Here is a 2,018-nt window from a genome sequence, read left to right as displayed (position 1 = left end):
GGATCCTGCATCCGCGCCTCGGTGCGCACGCCGCATCCACCCAGGTCGAGCGCCCCGCCTGGGCGGCCAGCCCGGAGACCGCCGTGCGTCGCCCCTGGACCGCGCAGCGCATCCGGCACACCATCGCCGGCGTCGTCGCCGTGCTCGTGGTGATCGGAAGCGTGCTGGTCAGCCAGATCAACTGGATGGACCTCATCACATTCTGGGCCAAGCTGCCCGAGGTCGCGGCGCGCTTCTGGCCGCCCTCGTTCGGCAACTACGACGCGAGCGCCATGTTCCAGGCGATGCGGGAGACGGTCGCGATCGCCCTGGCCGCGACCGTGCTCACCCTGCTCCCGTCGCTGCTGCTCGGCTCGCTCGCGGCCCGCAACGTCGCTCCGAGCTCGGGAGCGCGGGGGACCGCACGGCTCCTGCTCGTGGGCATCCGCGGCATCCCGGAGCTGATCCTCGCGATCGTGCTCGTCGTCATCACCGGACTCGGTGCGCAGGCGGGTGTCATCGCCCTCGCGATCGGCGGCATCGGACTGCTCGGCAAGCTCATCGCCGACTCGTTCGAGGAGGTGGATCGCGGACCGGAACGCGCACTGCGCGCCGTCGGTGCGACACGCCTGCAGACCTACACCTCGGCGACCGTGCCGCAGGGCATGCAGGCGCTCATCGGCCACAGCTTCTACATGCTCGACACGAACATCCGTGCGGCGACGATCCTCGGCATCGTCGGCGGTGGCGGGGTCGGCTACTACCTGCTCAACGCCAGCCAGGGGTCCCGCTACGAGACCGTGACGGCCATCGTGCTGATGATCCTCGCCACGGTGCTCGTGGTCGAAGGTCTCGCCATGTGGATGCGGAAGGTGTTCCGATGAATCGCGCTCTCGACACGGCGGATGTGGTCGTCGTCGGCTCCGGCATCGTCGGCCTCGGTGCGGCGTACGCGGCGGTCCGGCGTGGGCTGCGGGCGATCGTCGTCGACCGCACGGATGGGCCGGTCGGTGCGACGATCCGCAACTTCGGACACCTCTGCATCGGCGCGCAGGGTGGCGAGGCGCGGCGCTACGCCGATCTCTCGCGCGACCTGTGGCTGCGCCTCTCGCGGGATGCGGGATTCTGGCTGCGAGAGTCGGGCACGCTGGTCGCCGCCAGACACGACGACGAGCTCGCCGTGCTGGAGGCGGCATCCCGTGAGGGAGGCATCCGCATGCTCGAAGCCTCGGAACTCCTGCGGTCGGCCCCGCTCCGCGCCGAGGGACTCGTCGGCGGCGCGCACATCGAGACCGACCTGCAGACGGATCCGCGCACCGCGGCGGACGCGATCGTGCGCCACCTGGTCGCCCTCGGCGTCGAATTCCGCTTCCGCACCGCGGTCACCGCTGTGGGGGCCGGGCGGGTGGACACGACTCGGGGGCCGATCGCCTGCGGGAGCGTCGTCGTCGCCGTGAATCACGACATCGACCAGCTGCTCCCGGAGGTCGCCGAAAGGCACGGGGTCGTGCGGTGCGCGCTCGACATGATGCGGGCGGCCGTGTCGTTCCCGCGTCCGCTCGCGGCCCCCCTGCTCACCGGCTGGTCGCTCGTGCGCTACGGCCGCTTCGCGGACGGACCGGAGGCCCGTGCGGTGCGCGAGCGTCTGCACACCGAGCGGCCCGATCTCGCAGCGATCGACCTCAACCAGATGTACACGCAGCTCCCCGACGGCACGCTCATCATCGGGGACTCGCACGCCACGGCGCTCTCCCCGGCGCCGTTCCAGCCCGAGGCCGCATTCACCGCGTTCCTCGACGAGGCCGAGGCGCTGTTCGACGCACCCGCACCGCGGGTGATCGAGCGCTGGCAGGGCGTGTACGCGAAGGGCCCGCAGGAGTTCCTGATCGACCGGGGCGACGACGGTGTGCTGGTGCTCGCCGCGACGACCGGCATCGGGATGACCACGGGCCTCGGACTCGCCGAAGAGAACCTCGCCGCCGCCTTCGGGTGGACGGCAGCAATGGAAGGAACATCATGACCACTCCTCTCGAACTCGC

At 71.0% G+C, this 2,018-nt stretch carries 2 protein-coding genes; both read left to right on the top strand.

Annotated elements, in window-relative coordinates; all coding sequences use genetic code 11:
* On the top strand, nucleotides 1-863 hold an 863-nt coding region (gene phnE, locus DSP71_RS24055; RefSeq protein WP_258546480.1), incomplete at its 5' end, for a phosphonate ABC transporter, permease protein PhnE.
* The gene (locus DSP71_RS15020) at nucleotides 860-1,999 is read left to right on the top strand and encodes a TIGR03364 family FAD-dependent oxidoreductase (RefSeq protein WP_113681485.1); all 1,140 of its coding nucleotides are present in this window, start codon (nucleotides 860-862) and stop codon (nucleotides 1,997-1,999) included. The genes phnE and DSP71_RS15020, both read left to right, overlap by 4 nt.
* Nucleotides 2,000-2,018: the final 19 nt, after the last annotated feature.

The organism is Microbacterium sp. H6, from assembly GCF_003314775.1.
Taxonomy (GTDB): domain Bacteria; phylum Actinomycetota; class Actinomycetes; order Actinomycetales; family Microbacteriaceae; genus Microbacterium; species Microbacterium oxydans.
This window is presented reverse-complemented; position numbering and strand designations above follow the sequence as displayed.